The organism is Hymenobacter arizonensis (assembly GCF_900115775.1).
Taxonomy (GTDB): Bacteria; Bacteroidota; Bacteroidia; order Cytophagales; family Hymenobacteraceae; genus Hymenobacter; species Hymenobacter arizonensis.
In genome coordinates this window covers 1,285,129-1,301,505 of sequence record NZ_FOXS01000001.1, presented here as the reverse complement: position 1 = coordinate 1,301,505, position 16,377 = coordinate 1,285,129, and the positions used below count along the sequence as shown (strand labels likewise).

Genomic DNA, 16,377 nt, shown 5'->3' with positions numbered 1-16,377 from the left:
AAATCAAGAAAAGCACCAAAAGGCTGGCTTGCTACTCTATGCGGTAGCGGAGGCCCATATAAGTGAGGCGTCCATAAACGGGCCCCCACACCATGGCCGCGTCAAAGTCGGGCCCGAAGGGCGCGGCGGCCCCCTCAATGGGGTTGGCCTGCCGGTAGTTGGTCAGGTTCTCCACGCCGGCATAAAGGTCTAGTCGCTTGAAGCCGCGGGTTATTTGGGCGTTGAGCAAAGCGTAGCGCGGGGCCGTAGCGAGGACGAATTCTTGCCCGCTGCCATGCATATGCATGCTGTTGATGGGAGCCAGGGGGCGCTGTCCGTACCACTGCACCGTGAAGTCGCCCCTCCATTTGTCGAAGGCGCTGGCGTAACCCAGGTTCACGAAGGCGCGGTTTGTGGGAGTGAGGGGCTTGGGCAACAGCTCGCCTTCGTAGGTGGTGCGCACGTCGAGGTACTTGTAGGCGCCCTTCACTTGCAAGCCCTTCAGGGGCTCAATTTGCACCTCGCCTTGCAGGCTGCGGGCAAACGAGCGGCCGTTGGGGGCAAGGTTGTCGATGTAGACCACGCGCGAAGCTGTGTACATATCCGCCACCACCTGGTTGTCGAACTCCGTGTGGTAGTAGTCGACCACGAAGGTAGCAAGGTGGCCCAGCAGCGTGAAGTACTGCGTGGCGCTGCCGCCCATGTTCCAGGCCCGTTCGGGCCGCAGCTGGTTGCCAATAACGAACTGGCGGGCGCTAGCCAGCAGCGATGCGTTATCGGCGATGGGGTTGGCTACGCGAAAGCCGCGGCCGGCCGCCACACGCATCACCGTGTTCTTAGCGGCGTCGTATTTCAGGTTGAAGCGCGGCGTGACCTGCCAGCCGTAGAGGTTGTGATTGTCGGCGCGCAGGCCTGCCACCACAGTCAGGTTGCGGCTATTCTGGTAGGTGTATTCGGCAAAGGCCCCGGGCACCAGCTCGCGCCGGTTGCGGTGCTCTCTGGCATAAGTCTCGGCTGGGATTTCAGTAGAGTAGCGGTACCCGTCGCGAAAAACCTCGTGGTAGTCATCGTAGAGGAAGCTCAGGCCGGCGCGGTACACGTGCGACGTATTGCCCAGTACGCTTTGGAAAAGCAGCGTGCCTAAGCCGGTGCGCTGGGTGCCATCGTAGGTGCGTGGGCCGCTGGCGGAGAGCGAGGAGGAGTAGCCCGGGGTGTAGGCCGAGGTAAAGTCATGGTCGGTGCCGCTCAGCAGCAAGCCCAAGCTTTGAAAGGGCCGGGTGGGCCATGTGTAGGAAGTTTTGGCGTAGCCCGTGTAGCGGGTGGTGCCCTGCGTGGTGCCGTAGTTCTGGAAATACGCATCGCTGCCCGTGTCGCGAAAGCCGAGCTGGCCGCCTTGGCGGGTTTCGCGCAGAGCCCCCAGGCCTACTTCACTCACAATGCCGGTGCCCGACAAGTATTTCCATTTGTTGAATGCATTGAACTGCGTGACCAGGGGCAGGTCCAGAAACGTGTCGCCGTTGCGGTCGACGCGGTTGCCCAGATGGTCGGAGTGCAGCAGCAGTACCGTGCTCCACTTCTGATTGATGCGGGCCGACGCATTCAGGTTAACATCGAATTTGCCAAGGTCGTTGCCGTACACGTTGAACAGCAACTGGTCGGTTTTGTCGGGTTCCTTTAGCTTCACGTTTACCTGGCCCGAGATGGCTTCGTAGCCGTTTACCACCGAGCCCGTGCCCTTGATGATTTCAATGTTTTCAATCCATGGGCCGGCCAGGTAGCCGAGGCGGTAAGGGGAGGCCAGCCCGCGCAGGGCCGGCTGGTTGTCCACGGTCAGCAGCGAGTAGCTGCCGTCGAGGCCCAGCAGCTGAATTTGCTTGGCCCCAGATACGGCGTCGGAGGTCGTGACCTCCACCGAGGCGTTGGTTTCGAAGCTCTCGGCCAAGTTGCAGCAGGCCGATTTGGTCAGGTCGCTCGCTGAAATCACCTGCACGTTGGCCGGCGTGATGGACGAGTAGGCCGGCCCGCGGGCCGTCACCGTTACCTCCCCCAGCTCCTGACCGCCACGGAGTGCCACCCGCAGGTAGGGCGAGCCCGTAACCGGCACCACCAGCGTATCGGCTCGGAAGCCCAAGGCCTGCACCACCAATCGGGAAGCTGCCCGGGCGGGTCGCACCAGCATAAAACGGCCGGCGGCATCCGATACTGCAGTGGTTGTGGGCGCGGTGGCATCCGCATCGTCGAGCAACCAACGCACGATGGCGCCGGGAAGGGGAGTGGCTTTGCCGGCTTCTGTGATTTCGCCCCGAACCGGGGCGATGGCTGCCGACTGTGCCTTCGCCAAGCCAGGCCGAAGCCACGCCAGCAGAAAGGCACAAAGTATAAGGAGCGAACAATCTCCACGGGTAAATATCATATTGTTTGTAGGTTAGGCTCCTTTGAAATAACGCCTCAACAGGCGCCAGCTTGCCCCATTATTTCTAAGGACAGAGCATTTCAAAACAGCCTAGACCACCAGCTTGCAACAAAACGCGAGTAGCGCCCGCCCTGCCAGTGGTGGCGAAGAATCGGCCGCAAACCAAGAACAGGTCCCAAACTGCACGGCTACGGCTGGCGCCTGCGGGAGCCACCCCGTAGCCGGTTCCCAAACTGCGAGCAGAGGCGCGGGTAGCAGCACTTTGCCTGCCAGGGCGTGCGCAGGCATCGGCACCTTGTGCAGGTGAGTGCTGAAGTCACAGCAGTCGTCGTCTTCTGCCACTACCGAGACAGAAGCATCGGTGGCTGCGCAGCCGGACAAAGCAGCCTGGCCCGTCACCGAAACTGCCACCTGACTGCTGCCGCTCATCCGGCACGTTTGCCGCTGCACCGTCAGGCCCACCGATGCTATGAGCACCAGCGTAGCCAGCAGCAAGCTGACGAAGCGACGGAACAACGAATGGGTTTGCATTGCGATTGCAAAGGTAAGGATGGGAGAGGAGGGGAGCCGTGTACAATCGTGTTCCAAAGTCACAACATCCCGCCATGCCTATGGCAAAGTGCTCAGGGAGCCTGCCGGTTTAGAGCGGCCGTTGCGATGGTGAATTTTCCATGCCAGCTGGTTCGAATATGGTAGAACGGCTATTTTGGTTAGCTCAAAAACCGGGTTTTTATTGAGATGAGGGCACTATTTCTTTTGTGGTAGGAAATGGTAAATCGTGGTTGGTTTTTAAATGGCTTCCCGTACATTTGCTAATACCGTCCCTGTTTCCCTTGGCGGTCTGTGCCCATGAACCTGCTGTCCGGCGAATATGAATGCAAGCTCGACCCGAAAGGGCGGCTTGTGCTGCCGGCCAAAGTGAAGGGAAATCTGCCGGAAGAGTCGGGCAACCAACTGGTGCTGGTGCGCGGCTTCGAGCCGTGCCTGGTGCTGTACCCCCGGGCCGCTTGGCGCGTCATTCACGAAAAGGTGATGGCCCTCGACGAATTCAACGAAGAGTACCGCCAGTTTCAGCGCAATTTCTTCCGGGGAATGACTGAAGTGGAACTTGACTCAATCAGTCGTTTCATGCTACCACGTAGCATGTTAAGGTATGCAGGCATTGAGAAAGAAGCCATCATCGTGGGCCTTGGCAACCGGTGCGAAATCTGGGACCCCAGCCGCTACGATGACTACCTCATCAAAGACCAGCAGAGCTTTAGCAAGTTGGCACAAAAGTTTTTGTCGGTTGAAACCCCGCCCCTCGGCGGCCCCATGGCGTGAGCGAATACACCAACGATACCGCCTACCACCGCCCGGTGATGCTGGCCCAGTGCCTGGCCGCCCTCGACCTGCAGCCTGACGGCCGCTACGTCGACGTCACGTTTGGTGGGGGAGGGCACTCGGCGCGCATCCTCGAGAAGCTGACCACCGGCCACCTCTACAGTTTCGACCAGGATGCCGATGCCGAAGCTGAGGCAGAAAAGTTAACTCGGCCCCAGTTTACTTTTGTAAAGGCTAATTTTCGAGACTTAACGTCTGAATTGCAGCAGATTGGCGCTTTGCCAGTTGATGGACTGTTGGCCGACTTGGGCGTAAGTTCGCATCAGTTCGATACCCCGGAACGTGGCTTTTCGACCCGGTTCGACGGGCCGCTCGACATGCGCATGGACCCTGACGGTCCCCTAACCGCCGCCGATATTCTCAACGATTACAAGGAAGCCGACCTGCACCGCATCTTCGGCATGTACGGGGAGGTAACCAACGCCCGGACCCTGGCTCAGACCATCGGGGCCGCCCGCCGGGGTCGTCGGTTGGAAACCATTGCCGAACTCAAGCAGGCCATTCAGCCCTGCACCCCCCGCGGCAAAGAGAACAAGTACCTGGCCCAGGTTTTCCAGGCCCTCCGCATCGAGGTGAATCAGGAGATGCAGGCCCTGCAGGAGATGCTACTGCAAACCGCCGAAGTGCTCCGGCCCGGCGGGCGACTGGTGGTGATGAGCTACCATTCGCTGGAAGACCGGCTGGTGAAGAATTTTATTGCCAAGGGCAAATTTTTTGGCTCGGTTGAAAAAGACTTCTTTGGCAATGAAAGCAAGCCATTTGAGGCCGTGAACCGCAAGCCCGAAGAGGCCGATGCCGCCGAAGTGGCGCTGAATAGCCGGGCCCGAAGTGCTAAATTGCGTGTTGCCATTCGCAATTAATATTAGGAAAGGAGACTGGAGCCAATGAGTAATTCCCTATCACAATACGCTTTACCAACACTTGCTTCAAGGCCTACTTGTGCATTGGGGCGTGGCTTGGGGAATGCACTGCCTTGGCCGGCTTTGTCGATTTATGTCTTTTCACTGCTGATTGTCGACTGAAAATGGCCACCAACACAATCAGACCCACCGATGCCCCACGCCGGGCCAATGTACCCCGCGAAGTAGCCGCGCCGGCACCCGTGGCGCTGCCCGAAGCGGAAGTAGTGGAGGCCCCCGAGCCGGAGCCAGAACCGGCGCCAGTCCGCGAAAAGCGCCCTCGCAAGCCCAAGGCCGAGCCCCGGCCCCGCAGTTCCTGGAGCCTTTTTTCGCTGCTGGACCGAGTTACGAGCGTAGATGGACTGTTTCGCGAAGGCTTGCCGGTGCGCTACCTGCCGCACCTGCTGTTTGTGATGCTGCTCACGCTGCTCTACATCGGCAACACGCACTATGGCAACCGCATGAACCGCAGCATTCACCGTCTCAAGCAGGAGACGGAAGACCTGCGCGCCGACTACACCACCCTGAAATCGGACTATATGGAGGCCAGCAAACAGAGCGAAGTGGCCCGCAAAGTAGCGGCCTTCGGGCTGGTGGAAAGCTCTTCGCCGCCTTTCCGCATCTCCGTGCCGGCCGGCCGCCTGGATGCGGCTGAGCTGGAGCTAATGCCCGTGCTGACTGCTGATACCCTAGCGGCCCGGGCCGCCCGCGACTCGGCCGCCGCGATACAAAAGGATATTCTGGCCGGCCGCCGCCGTGCGGCACCAAGCACCGATGATGGCCCCGAAATTATAGCCCCGCCCCAGCCGCTGGACGGCGACACCACCGCAGTTATGCCAGCAGCACCTGTTCGGCGGGCTGCCCCGGTAAGCAACCCAACAAAATCAGCAGCAACGCGGAGCAGCACTACGGCTAAGCTCAACAATAATACCAAGGCACAAAAAGGTACTACCACGCCCAAAGCTAAGGCCGCAGGCAAGCAGACCGTTAAAGGAAAATCCCGATGAAAGGCAACGTTAAGAAGTCCATTGTGACGCGGGTGCGGCTGGCCTTTCTGGGGGTAGCCGTGTTCTCGTGTGCCATTTTTTGGAAAGCCACCAAGATTCAATACCAGGAGGGCGCCAAATGGCGTGCTTTGGAGCAGGAACGCCGCATCAGTTACCACCCGGTGCCCGCCACGCGGGGCAATATATACTCTGATAACGAGAGTATTATGGCAACCTCGCTGCCGTTTTATCGGGTGGCCTGGGACCCGGGCGTGGTCGATGATGCCGTGTTTCGGGCGGGCGTGGATTCGTTGGCCTGGCATCTTTCGCACTTCTTTGGCGACCGCAGTGTGCAGGAGTACCGCCGCCGGCTGATGAATGCCCGCGACCCCAAGCGGCCCACGGTGCGCTACATCCGACTCAATTCCCGCCAAATCAACTTCCAGGAGAAGAAAATGCTGGCCAATTGGCCTATTTTCCGGGCCAAGCGTAACCGCGGCGGCGCCATTTTTGAGAAGGTCGACAAGCGCTTTCGTCCCTTTGGCGGCCTGGCGCAGCGCACCATTGGCTTCGTGAACGAGGACAAGCACGGCGCCGGACTAGAGTACACCTTCGAGCAAAGCCTGGCGGGCAAGGCCGGCGAGGCCCTGTTTGAGCGGGTGCCCGGCGGCATCAAGCCCGTGTATGACGGCACCGAAATCAAGCCCCAACCCGGCTACGATGTCAAGACCACGCTCGACATCAACCTGCAGGACGTAGCCGAAAATGCGCTTTACAAATCTTTGGTCGATAACAACGCCCAGTACGGCTGCGTGATTCTGATGGAAGTGGCTACCGGCGAAATTAAGGCCGTGGCCAACCTGGGCAAAGCGTCGGACGGTTCCTATAAGGAGGACTACAACTACGCTTTTGCCGACCAGGGCCGCACCGAGCCGGGCTCTACCTTCAAGCTGGCGTCGATGATGGCCTTGCTGGAGGCGCGGCCAAATATCGAGCTCGACGACATCGTGGACACCGGCAACGGCCGCATGGCCATTGGCGGAGCCGTAAAAACCGATTCGCACGGCTATGGCCGCATCACAGTGCAGCAGGTATTCGAGAAGTCTTCCAACATCGGGGTGGCCCGGCTGGTGCACGAAAACTTCGTGAAGAACCCCAACGAGTACTACGACCAGCTCAAGAAATTCGGGCTGGACAAGCCGTTGGGCTTTCAGATGACCGGCGAAGCCAAGCCCTACGTGAAAGACCCTCAGGACCGTACCTGGAGCCGCACTTCGCTCACCACCATGAGCATTGGCTACGAGCTCAAGCTGGCGCCGCTGCAAACGCTGGCCCTGTACAACGCCATCGCCAACGGCGGCGTGAAACTGCAGCCGCTCATCGTGAAGGAAATCAAGCAGGCCGACCAAGTCTTGCAGCGCAACGAAACGGTGGTGCTGAACCCTAAAATCTGCTCCGATGCCACCTTGGCCAAGGTGAAAGCCATGATGGAGGGCGTGGTGTCGCATGGCACGGCGCGCAGCATTCAGCCCAAGGATTACACCATTGCCGGCAAGACCGGCACGGCCTGGAAGTTCAAGAACGGCCAGTACACCAAGACTTATTCCACAAGCTTCTGCGGCTATTTCCCGGCCGATAAGCCCAAGTACAGCTGCATTGTAGTCGTCGATTCGCCCCGCAACGGCCGCATCTACGGCGCTGACGTGGCCGCCCCGGTATTCCGCGAGGTAGCCGACAAGTGCATGGCCCGCGATATGCTCAGCCAGCGCCCGCTGCTGGCCAAGGCCCGCCTCAACAAGAGCCGCGTGCCCATGGTGCGCGCTGGCATGCAGGACGAACTGGCCCTCGTGTGCCAGAAGCTGGGCCTGGCTGGCAACACCCAGGCAACCGGGGGCGAGGAGTGGGTACGGGCTGCTTCCGACACTGCGTTCCATGCCCGTACCGTGGCCCTGGTAGTGAATCCGGTGCGTCCCGGTCGGGTGCCGCTGGTAAAAGGGTTGACGTTGCGCGATGCCCTGTTTCTGCTTGAAAACCGAGGACTGCACGTGCGGGCAATGGGAACGGGCCGCGTGCGCGAGCAGTCGCTGGAAGTAGGAAGCTCCATCAATCGGGGCGACATCATCACGCTCACGCTGGCTGAAACCGGTCCCCGCCTGACGGCTCCCAAGGCCCTGCCCGAACCTGAGCACACCAAAGTTGCCGAGAACAAGCTCCTGGTTCCAGCTGATGCTGAGCCGGTTGCCAAGCCTGCCGCAGGCAGTGCCAAGGCCAAAGCAGCGCCAAGTAAGACCAAGCCGACTCCGGCTACAACCAAAGCCACGGCTGAAAAAACTACAGACGCCGCCGACAAGAAGGCCGCTGCCAAGGCTAAGGCTGCCCCCAGCAAAGACCCCGCTAAGGATTCCAAAAGGGCGGCTACTCCCAACAACCCCAAAACTCCGGTTCGCCGCACCTAATAGCTTCGCTTGCCCGGCTGCTTTTGTTTGATGGGCAGCCGATTACTTTCCTCATGATTTCCCTTCCCCTCTTTTCCCTACTTACAGATGTAAACGTGCTGGCCCAGCACGGGCCCACCGACGTGCCCATCACGGCCCTCACCCTCGATTCGCGGGAAGCGGGGCCGGGGGTGGCATTCTGCGCCCTGCGCGGCACGGCTACCGACGGCCACAAGTTTATTGCCGGCGCAGTAGCGCAGGGCCTGGCCGCGGTGGTGTGCGAAGAACTGCCCACGGAGCTAAATCCGGCTACGGCCTACGTGCTGGTAGAAAACAGCGGCGCGGCGCTGGCTCACATGGCTGCTGCGTTCTACGGACATCCCTCGCGACAGCTGAAGCTGATTGGCGTGACGGGCACGAATGGCAAAACTTCCTGTGCCACGCTTTTGCACAAGCTGTTGCGCGAACTGGGATACCATGCCGGCCTGCTAAGTACGGTACAAAACCAGATTGACGAGGAAGTCATTCCTTCCACCCACACCACGCCCGACGCCATTCGCCTCAATGCCCTGCTGGCGCGCATGGTGGCGGCCGGCTGCACCCACGCCTGCATGGAAGTGAGCAGCCACGCCGTCGCCCAGCACCGCGTCACGGGCCTGCGCTTTGTAGGGGGCGTGTTCACCAACCTCACCCACGACCACCTCGACTACCACGGCACCTTTGACAACTACCTGAAAGCTAAAAAAGGCTTTTTTGACGCGCTGCCCAAAACCGCTTTCGCCCTCACCAATGCCGACGACAAGCGCGGCCCGGTGATGCTGCAAAACACCGCCGCCCGCCGCGAAACTTACTCCTTGCGCGGGGCTGCCACGTTCCGAGCCAAGCTCATTGCCAACGAAGTACACGGCCTGCACCTCGAAATCGACGACCGCGAAATCCTGTTTCGCCTCATCGGCGTGTTCAACGCCTACAACCTGCTGGCCGTGTACGGCGCGGCCGTGCTGCTGGGCGAGGACCCCACCGAGGTGCTCACCATCCTCTCGGGCTTGACCACAGCGCCGGGCCGTTTCGAGCCCGTGGTGTCGCCTACCCAGCGCGTGACCGGCATTGTGGACTATGCCCACACGCCCGACGCCCTGGAAAACGTGCTGCAAACCCTGCACGAAATCCGCCAGCCCACCCAGCAGATTATTACGGTAGTAGGGTGCGGCGGCAACCGCGACGCAGCCAAGCGCCCCATCATGGCCAACCTGGCCGCGCGCCTCTCTAATAAAGTCATCCTCACCGCCGACAACCCGCGGTTCGAGGACCCCAACGACATACTGGCCCAAATGCAGGCCGGCGTGACAGCGCCCGATGCGGCCAAGGTGCGCACGGTAGTCGACCGCCGCGAGGCCATTCGGGCCGCCGTGGAGTTGGCCGGGCCCAACGACATTGTGCTAGTGGCGGGCAAGGGCCACGAGACCTACCAGGAAATTCGCGGCGTGAAAGCGCCGTTCGACGACAAATTGATTTTAACCGAAGTTTTTGCTGCCCTAAATAAATAGAAACGTCATGCAGAGCGCAGCGAAGCATCTCGCTCGGGGCAGTAATCCAATCGACTGGATTAGTGAAAGCACGCGAGATGCTTCGCTACGCTCTGCATGACATTCTAACCGTACCTGAATGCTTTATTACCTTTTTCGTTACTTAAACGAGCATTACAATCTGCCCGGCATCGGGGTGTTTCAGTACACCACCTTTCGTGCGGGGTTGGCTGTGGTCATTTCCTTGCTCATTGCCCTCACCTTTGGCCACCGCCTTATTAAGATTCTGCAGCGCAAGCAGATTGGCGAAAGCGTGCGCGACCTGGGCCTGCAGGGCCAAAACGAGAAGAAAGGCACCCCGACCATGGGCGGCCTTATCATCATTCTGGCCATTCTGGTACCGGTGCTGTTGCTGGCCCGGTTGCGCAACATCTACATCATCCTGATGCTGCTGAGCACCGTTTGGCTGGGGCTGATTGGGTTTTTGGACGACTATATTAAGGTCTTTCGCAAGAACAAAGAGGGCTTGAGCGGGCGGTTTAAAGTGCTGGGTCAGGTGGGCTTGGGTATTACGGTGGGCTGGGTGCTATTTTATAGCAACGAGATAACCATCCGCGAGTACCTGCAGCCCAACGGGACGTTTTCTACCGTCAATGCCACCAAGTTCTACAAAGACGTGCATCTGATGATTACCACGGTGCCCTTTATGAAGGACAATGAGCTGAACTACGCCAACTTGTTCGCCACGGCCGGCACCATTTTCAACGGGCTCTACGGCTTCCTCTATATTCCCATCGTCATCTTTCTGGTGACGGCCATCAGCAACGGCGCCAACCTGACGGACGGCCTCGACGGCCTGGCGGCGGGTACTTCGGCCATTATCGGCATCACGCTGGCCATTTTCGCCTTTGTGAGCGGCAACGCGCTACTGGCTGATTACCTGGATGTCATGTTCATTCCTGACTCCGGCGAGCTAGTTATTTTCTGTACGGCCTTTGTAGGAGCCTGCATCGGTTTCCTGTGGTACAACTCCTATCCAGCGCAGGTTTTCATGGGCGACACGGGTTCGCTTACCCTGGGCGGCATCATCACGGTGCTGGCCTTGGTGGTACGCAAGGAGCTGCTGATTCCCATTCTGTGCGGCGTGTTCATCATTGAAAACCTGTCGGTTGTGGTGCAGGTGAGCTGGTTTAAATACACCAAGCGCAAGTACGGCGAAGGTCGCCGTTTGCTGCGCATGTCGCCGCTACACCACCACTACCAGAAGCTGGGCTACCACGAATCCAAAATCGTCTCGCGCTTTTGGATTGTCGGCATCATGCTGGCTGTCATTACCTTGGTTACCTTAAAGCTGCGCTAAACAGCGCTTGTCATCCTGAGCGGAGCGAAGGACCTTATCACGGTCGCACTGCCTGGATTTTCAACTCGAACGTGATAAGATGCTTCGTGCCTCAGCATGACAGATAAAAAGAATATTGTAATCCTCGGAGCAGCCGAAAGTGGGGTAGGAGCGGCGCTGTTGGCGCAGGCTAAAGGCCACTCCGTGTTTGTGTCCGACCGCGGCGCCATCCTGCCCGTCTACAAGGATAAGCTCACCCAGGCCGGCATTACCTTCGAAGAAAACCAGCACACCCTCGACAAAATTCTGGCTGCCGATGAGGTAATCAAAAGCCCGGGTATTCCCGAAAAGGCTCCGGTCATCCAGGCTTTGCGGGAAAAAGGCACTTCCATCGTTTCTGAAATTGAGTTTGCTGGGCGGTACACCCAAGCCAAGAGCATTTGCATAACGGGCACCAACGGCAAAACCACCACCACGCTGCTCACCTACCACCTGCTGAAAAGCGCCGGCCTGAACGTGGGTCTGGCCGGCAATGTGGGTTATAGCTTGGCCGAGCAGGTAATAGCCGATAAGCACGATTACTACGTGCTGGAGTTAAGCAGCTTCCAACTCGACGATATGCACGACTTCCGTCCCTGGGTGGCCGTGCTGCTCAACATCACCCCCGACCACCTCGACCGCTACGAGTACTCGCTGGAGAAATACGCGCAAGCCAAGCTCCGCATAACCCGCAACGTTAGCTGTTGCTTCATCTACAACGCGGCCGACCCCGAAACCAACAAAGCCGTAGCAGCCTCTGAGTTTCAGAGAAACGCGCTGGCTTTCGACAAGGAGTTCGATAGCGGCAACGCCGGCGAAAACCTGGCCGGCTGGTACGGGCCCGATGGTACGCTACGGCTGCACCTGCCCAGCTACCCCGAAAGCACGGTTGATGTGGTGCGGGTGGCGCAGTCGCCGCTCATCGGCCAGCACAACCAGCAGAACATGGCCGCTGCCGTGCTCGCCGCCCGCATAGCCGGCCTGAGCACCGAGCAAATAGAAGCCGGCCTGGCCACCTTCCAAAACGCTGACCACCGCCTGCAGCTAGTTGGTGAAATCAATGGTGTCCGCTTCATCAACGACAGCAAGGCCACCAATGTGGAAGCAGCCTGGTACGCCCTCGACGGTATTCAGCAGCCCATCGTCTGGATTGCGGGCGGCACCGACAAAGGCAACAATTACAATAGCCTGTTGGGCTTGGCCGCGTCCCGTGTGAAAGCCCTCGTGTGCCTGGGCGTCGACAATGCAAAGCTTCACGATGCTTTCGTCGAGATAGTGCCTCATGTGGAGGAAACCCAACGCATGACTGACGCCGTAGCCCGCGCCGCGGCCCTTGCGGAATCTGGCGACGTGGTGCTGCTCTCGCCCTGCTGCGCCAGCTTCGACCTATTCAAAAACTACGAAGACCGGGGCCGGCAATTTGCCGCCGCCGTGTCGGAATTATGTAATGAGGGTGGGAGGATGGGGGGGTAAAAGTTTGCCGCTTCTATCTCGACCATACTACAAACTCATACCCCCACACCCTCATACCCTCACCTCATGGAACCCAGACAAAACCTGTTGCAACGCAGCCTCAAGGGCGACCCCATTCTGTGGGCCATCGTGCTGCTGTTCTCTTTTATCAGTATTGCGGTGGTGTATTCGGCTACCGGCACGCTGGCTTACAAGAAAATGGACGGCAACACCGAACATTTTCTCTTTAAGCACACCGCCCTGATTCTCGTGGGGCTGGGCTTTATGTGGCTGGCCCACCGCATTGATTACCGCTACTACTCCCGCCTGGCGTTGTACGCCCTGCTGATTTCGGTGCCGCTGCTGCTGTTCACCTACCTCATGGGCTCGAACATCAACGAGGCGTCGCGTTGGCTCACCATTCCGGTTATTAACCAAACCTTTCAGCCTTCTGACTTGGCCAAGCTGGCCCTGATTTCGCACTTGGCCAGCATGCTTAGCCGCCGTCAGCAGCACCTCGACGACTTCTGGACCACGCTGTTTCCGGTAATGCTGTGGGTCGGCATTATCTGCGGACTTATCATCCTGAGTAATGCCTCGACGGCGCTGCTGCTGTTCGCTACCTGCCTGCTGCTGATGTTCATCGGCCGCGTGCCGCTTCGCCAAATGGCCGTGATGATTGCCATCGGGGCCGTAGTGGGCGGGGCCGGTCTGGCCACGGGTCAGCGCGGCAAAACGGTTATCTCACGCGTTACCAACCATTTCGACAGCGCCAGCGACCCCAATAAAAAAGTGCCCTTCCAGTTGGAGCACAGCTACATTGCCATTGCCACGGGCGGTGTCACGGGCAAGGGCCCGGGCAAAAGCACCGAACGCAACATCTTACCGCACCCGTATTCCGACTTTATCTACGCCATCATCATCGAAGAATACGGCCTGATTGGCGGCGCCGTGGTGCTGTTCCTTTACCTAGCGTTTCTCTATCGAGGGCTCAAAACCGTGATGAATAGCTACGGCGCTTTCGGCGGCTTGCTTTCGGCGGGGCTTAGCTTCAGCCTCGTGCTGCAGGCCCTCGTGAACATGGGCGTGGCCGTGGGGCTGGGCCCCATTACCGGCCTGCCGCTGCCCCTGCTGAGCATGGGCGGCACCTCACTTATTTTCACTGGCATCAGCATCGGCATCATTCTGGCGGTCAGTCGTGGTGAGCGCGAGGTGCGCCCCATGACCGGCGAACCCGACGACGCGGCACGTATCCCCAGCAAGCGCGCCGCGTATGCTTAATGCTTAAACGGTCCTGCTGAGCTTGTCGAAGCAGGACGTTCTCCTACACATGACCAATCCTCTTCGCGTCATCATCAGCGGTGGCGGCACCGGCGGGCACATTTTTCCGGCCGTGGCCATTGCCAACGAGCTGCGCCGCCGCCTGCCCGATACCGAAATCCTATTTGTGGGCGCCAACGGCCGCATGGAAATGACCCGCGTGCCCGATGCCGGCTACAAGATTGTGGGCCTCGACATCACCGGCCTGCAACGCCGCCTCACCCCGCAAAACCTGATGTTTCCGGTGCGGGTGTTCCGCTCGGTGCGCAAAGCTGGCCGCTTGATTGAAGAATTCCGGCCCGATGCCGTGGTAGGGGTGGGAGGCTATGCCTCGGCTCCGGTGCTGTTGGCTGCCACGTCGCGGGCCATTCCCTCGCTTATTCAGGAACAGAATTCCTACGCCGGCTTGGTCAACAAATTGCTGGGCCGCCGTGTGGGTCGCATTTGCGTGGCTTACGATGGCATGGAGAAGTTCTTTCCTAAAGAAAAAATCGTGCTCACTGGCAATCCCGTGCGTACGGAAATTGCCGATGGCGACCGCGCCGAAGCTCTCCGGTTTTTCGGCTTAAACCCTGATAAGAAAACACTGCTCGTAATAGGCGGCAGCTTGGGCGCTCGCACCCTCAACCTGGCCACCGCCGCGGCCCTGCAACAACTCCGCGACGCGGGTGTGCAGCTGCTTTGGCAAACCGGCAAGCTGTATTTCCCCGAAGCCGAACGGCTCGCCGGTCCTTACCAAGCCGATAACCTACACGCGCTCGAATTCATCAAACGCATGGATTTGGCTTACGCAGCGGCCGATGTTGTTATTAGTCGCGCCGGCGCCCTTTCCGTCTCGGAGCTGTGCCTGACCGGGAAGGCCAGCATTCTGGTGCCTTCGCCCAACGTGGCCGAAGACCACCAAACCAAAAATGCGCTCTCGCTGGCGAGCAAAGGCGCTGCGGTACTCATCACCGACGAGCACGCCCAGGCCCGCCTCTACGACGAAGCCCTCCGCCTGCTCGGCGACACTGAGCGGCAGCAGCAGCTCAGCACGCGGGTGCGGGAGCTGGCCCGGCCTAATGCTACTGCCATGATTGTGGATGAGCTTTTGCAATTAATTAAAAAGTAAAGATGAATAATTAATAAGCCCTGCGGTAACCGCACGCTGCGGCTGCGTCAACCCATTTTTAATTAATAATTCATAAATTTTAATTCGAGTTTTGAAGCAATTCCCCTACGTTTTCTTTCTTGGTATTGGCGGCATTGGCATGTCGGCGTTGGCGCGTTGGTTTCGGGCAAATGGCCATCAAGTAAGTGGGTATGATAAAACCGAAACGCCCCTTACACAGGCTTTGGTAACTGAGGGTATTGCCGTGCATTACGCCGACGCCGTAGAAAACATCCCGCTGGAGATTCGCGAGAACCGCCTCGAAACATTAGTAGTACTAACGCCCGCCATTCCAGCTGAGAGCGTGGAATGGGCATGGCTGCGCACCGAAGGCTACGACATTCGCAAGCGTAGTCAGGTGCTGGGCGTGCTCACGCAGGGCCGCTACACTATAGCGGTGGCGGGCACCCACGGCAAAACCACCACCAGCAGCATGGTGGCGCACTTGCTGCACCACGCCGGCCTCGACGCTGGTGCTTTCCTGGGCGGTATTGCCGTGAACCTGGGCAGCAACCTGCTGCTGCCAAAGACACTGGAAGCGCCCATAGTGGTAGAGGCTGATGAATACGACCGCAGCTTCCTGACGCTGTTTCCTGACGTAGCCATCGTGACCAGTACCGATGCTGACCACCTGGACATTTACGGCGACCAAAACGCATTAATAGAATCGTTCCGCCAATTTGTCGGTCAAATAAAACCCGGCGGCACGCTATTAATTAATCATACCGCTGACCCCAGCGTGGCAGCCGCGGCCCCGGCCGGCACTACTGTTATTCGCTACGGACTTTCGGCTGAGCAGGGGCCGGAGCTTTACGCCCACGATATTTCGGCCGAAGGGCACCAGTTTCATTTCGACTTGCGCGGCCCACAGGGTACGGTAGCCAACTTAGAATTGGCAGTGCCCGGCTACCACAATGTAGAAAACATGCTGGCGGCGGCAGCAGTGGCGCAAATTCACGGCATTAATTCTGAAAAATTACGTGCGGCCGTAGCAGCTTATCGCGGCGTGAAAAGACGCTTTGAATTTGTAGTTACTGCTGGCAAAAACGTTTATCTGGACGATTATGCCCATCATCCACGCGAAATAGAGGCTTTCCTGCGTTCCGTTCGCACCTTATATCCGGGTAAACGGCTGCGGGTTATTTTTCAACCTCATCTTTTCACCCGTACGCGGGACTTCGCAGAGGGCTTTTCCAAGAGCTTAAGTATTGCAGATGAGGTATTTTTGTTGGATATTTACCCAGCCCGCGAGAAGCCGTTGCCGGGTGTTACCTCCGAAATAATTCTGGCCAACATCACGGCTCTCATTAAAGCCATACTAACCAAAGAGCAAGTTCTGGCCGCCGCCCAAGCCGATGACACATTTGATGTTTTGGCAACAGTGGGAGCAGGGGATATTGACACCTTGGTACCGCAATTAAAATTGATTTTAACCGAGCGTTGGAAATAATAAAAT

Annotated in this window: 12 protein-coding genes; 10 read left to right on the top strand and 2 right to left on the bottom strand. The window is 58.8% G+C overall.

Annotated elements, in window-relative coordinates; translation table 11 throughout:
• Window positions 1–31: 31 nt before the first annotated feature.
• Together BMZ66_RS05440 and BMZ66_RS05435 are read right to left on the bottom strand one after the other, a co-directional pair.
• Window positions 32–2,320, bottom strand: coding sequence for a TonB-dependent receptor (locus BMZ66_RS05440; RefSeq protein ID WP_234794978.1), 2,289 nt, complete (start codon window positions 2,318–2,320; stop codon window positions 32–34).
• 162 nt (window positions 2,321–2,482) lie between these two features.
• Entirely contained in the window at window positions 2,483–2,923 is a 441-nt protein-coding gene (locus BMZ66_RS05435) for an HYC_CC_PP family protein (protein WP_092669762.1), read from the bottom strand.
• 318 nt (window positions 2,924–3,241) lie between these two features.
• Here BMZ66_RS05435 and mraZ point away from each other — a divergent pair, with 318 nt between their 5' ends.
• The 10 genes from mraZ to murC all read left to right on the top strand — a co-directional run bounded on the left by mraZ (window position 3,242) and on the right by murC (window position 16,371).
• Window positions 3,242–3,715 carry a division/cell wall cluster transcriptional repressor MraZ gene (gene mraZ / locus BMZ66_RS05430; protein WP_092669760.1) on the top strand — a complete coding sequence of 158 codons (474 nt, stop codon included), beginning with the start codon at window positions 3,242–3,244 and terminating at the stop codon, window positions 3,713–3,715.
• The gene (gene rsmH / locus BMZ66_RS05425) at window positions 3,712–4,635 is read left to right on the top strand and encodes a 16S rRNA (cytosine(1402)-N(4))-methyltransferase RsmH (protein WP_092669758.1); all 924 of its coding nucleotides are present in this window, start codon (window positions 3,712–3,714) and stop codon (window positions 4,633–4,635) included. The genes mraZ and rsmH overlap by 4 nt, the downstream gene beginning before the upstream one ends.
• A 164-nt stretch (window positions 4,636–4,799) precedes the next feature.
• On the top strand, window positions 4,800–5,681 hold the full coding sequence (locus tag BMZ66_RS25495) for an FtsL-like putative cell division protein (protein WP_177204603.1): 882 nt from the start codon (window positions 4,800–4,802) through the stop codon (window positions 5,679–5,681).
• On the top strand, window positions 5,678–8,116 hold the full coding sequence (locus BMZ66_RS05415; protein ID WP_092669756.1) for a PASTA domain-containing penicillin-binding protein: 2,439 nt from the start codon (window positions 5,678–5,680) through the stop codon (window positions 8,114–8,116). The genes BMZ66_RS25495 and BMZ66_RS05415 overlap by 4 nt, the downstream gene beginning before the upstream one ends.
• Before the next feature lie 53 nt (window positions 8,117–8,169).
• Window positions 8,170–9,642, top strand: coding sequence for a UDP-N-acetylmuramoyl-L-alanyl-D-glutamate--2,6-diaminopimelate ligase (locus tag BMZ66_RS05410; protein ID WP_092669754.1), 1,473 nt, complete (start codon window positions 8,170–8,172; stop codon window positions 9,640–9,642).
• A gap of 118 nt (window positions 9,643–9,760) precedes the next feature.
• A complete protein-coding gene (mraY, locus tag BMZ66_RS05405) occupies window positions 9,761–10,981 on the top strand; it encodes a phospho-N-acetylmuramoyl-pentapeptide-transferase (protein WP_092669752.1) in 1,221 nt (406 codons plus the stop codon).
• Window positions 10,982–11,077: 96 nt separating this feature from the next.
• The gene (gene murD / locus BMZ66_RS05400; protein ID WP_092669750.1) at window positions 11,078–12,472 is read left to right on the top strand and encodes a UDP-N-acetylmuramoyl-L-alanine--D-glutamate ligase; all 1,395 of its coding nucleotides are present in this window, start codon (window positions 11,078–11,080) and stop codon (window positions 12,470–12,472) included.
• Between the two features lie 66 nt (window positions 12,473–12,538).
• Window positions 12,539–13,732 carry an FtsW/RodA/SpoVE family cell cycle protein gene (locus BMZ66_RS05395; protein ID WP_092669748.1) on the top strand — a complete coding sequence of 398 codons (1,194 nt, stop codon included), beginning with the start codon at window positions 12,539–12,541 and terminating at the stop codon, window positions 13,730–13,732.
• A 49-nt stretch (window positions 13,733–13,781) separates the two neighbouring features.
• Window positions 13,782–14,882, top strand: coding sequence for an undecaprenyldiphospho-muramoylpentapeptide beta-N-acetylglucosaminyltransferase (gene murG, locus BMZ66_RS05390; protein WP_092669747.1), 1,101 nt, complete (start codon window positions 13,782–13,784; stop codon window positions 14,880–14,882).
• Between the two features lie 91 nt (window positions 14,883–14,973).
• Complete coding sequence (murC, locus tag BMZ66_RS05385; protein ID WP_092669745.1) at window positions 14,974–16,371, top strand: UDP-N-acetylmuramate--L-alanine ligase; 1,398 nt, start codon at window positions 14,974–14,976, stop codon at window positions 16,369–16,371.
• Window positions 16,372–16,377: the final 6 nt, after the last annotated feature.

Excerpts from the sequence above, each read along its gene's own strand:
- BMZ66_RS05415 (WP_092669756.1), top strand. The coding sequence starts at position 5,678 with ATGAAAGGCAACGTTAAGAAGTCCATTGTGACGCGGGTGCGGCTGGCC.
- mraY (WP_092669752.1), top strand. The coding sequence starts at position 9,761 with ATGCTTTATTACCTTTTTCGTTACTTAAACGAGCATTACAATCTGCCC.
- BMZ66_RS05395 (WP_092669748.1), top strand. The coding sequence starts at position 12,539 with ATGGAACCCAGACAAAACCTGTTGCAACGCAGCCTCAAGGGCGACCCC.
- BMZ66_RS05435 (WP_092669762.1), bottom strand. The coding sequence starts at position 2,923 with ATGCAAACCCATTCGTTGTTCCGTCGCTTCGTCAGCTTGCTGCTGGCT.
- BMZ66_RS25495 (WP_177204603.1), top strand. The coding sequence starts at position 4,800 with ATGGCCACCAACACAATCAGACCCACCGATGCCCCACGCCGGGCCAAT.
- murD (WP_092669750.1), top strand. The coding sequence starts at position 11,078 with ATGACAGATAAAAAGAATATTGTAATCCTCGGAGCAGCCGAAAGTGGG.
- mraZ (WP_092669760.1), top strand. The coding sequence starts at position 3,242 with ATGAACCTGCTGTCCGGCGAATATGAATGCAAGCTCGACCCGAAAGGG.
- BMZ66_RS05410 (WP_092669754.1), top strand. The coding sequence starts at position 8,170 with ATGATTTCCCTTCCCCTCTTTTCCCTACTTACAGATGTAAACGTGCTG.
- murG (WP_092669747.1), top strand. The coding sequence starts at position 13,782 with ATGACCAATCCTCTTCGCGTCATCATCAGCGGTGGCGGCACCGGCGGG.